The sequence below is a fragment of the Aquimarina sp. U1-2 genome, from assembly GCF_017897595.1.
Classification (GTDB): domain Bacteria; phylum Bacteroidota; class Bacteroidia; order Flavobacteriales; family Flavobacteriaceae; genus Aquimarina.
Genome location: NZ_JAGKIK010000055.1, coordinates 1 through 551 on the forward strand (window position 1 = coordinate 1; position 551 = coordinate 551).

Genomic DNA, 551 nt, shown 5'->3' on the forward strand with positions numbered 1-551 from the left:
CCAGCAATTTGAGTAGTTGTTACTGTTCCCGAAGCATTATTATCTGTACCCACCGGCGCGGTATATGTTACCACGGCACCATCCGTACCTCCATCAACATTTACGTTAATAGGCGCGGGACAGGTAATGGTCGGGTCCTCGTTATCTGTTACCGTTACGTCAAAGCTACAGGTAGCGGTGTTCCCGGCAGCATCAGTAACTTCGAAGGTATTAGTTGTAGTTCCTACTGGGAATAAAGAACCAGAAGGTAATCCAGCAATCTGTGTTGTTGTTACCGTACCAGATGCGTTATTGTCAGTGCCCACCGGCGCGGTATATGTTACCACGGCACCATCCGTACCTCCATCAACATTTACGTTAATAGGCGCGGGACAGTTTATCGTTGGGTCCTCGTTATCTGTTACCGTTACGTCAAAGCTACAGGTGGCTGTGTTACCGGCAGCATCAGTAACTTCGAAGGTATTAGTTGTAGTTCCTACTGGGAATAAAGAACCAGAAGGTAATCCAGCAATCTGTGTTGTTGTTACCGTACCAGATGCGTTATTGTCAGT

The 551-nt window shown here is 47.2% G+C and carries 1 protein-coding gene; it reads right to left on the minus strand.

Features of this window, described 5'->3' with window-relative positions; translation table 11 throughout:
• Nucleotides 1-551 (minus strand): HYR domain-containing protein (locus J8281_RS18975; RefSeq protein ID WP_246849171.1); only part of this gene is annotated, 551 nt, incomplete at both ends.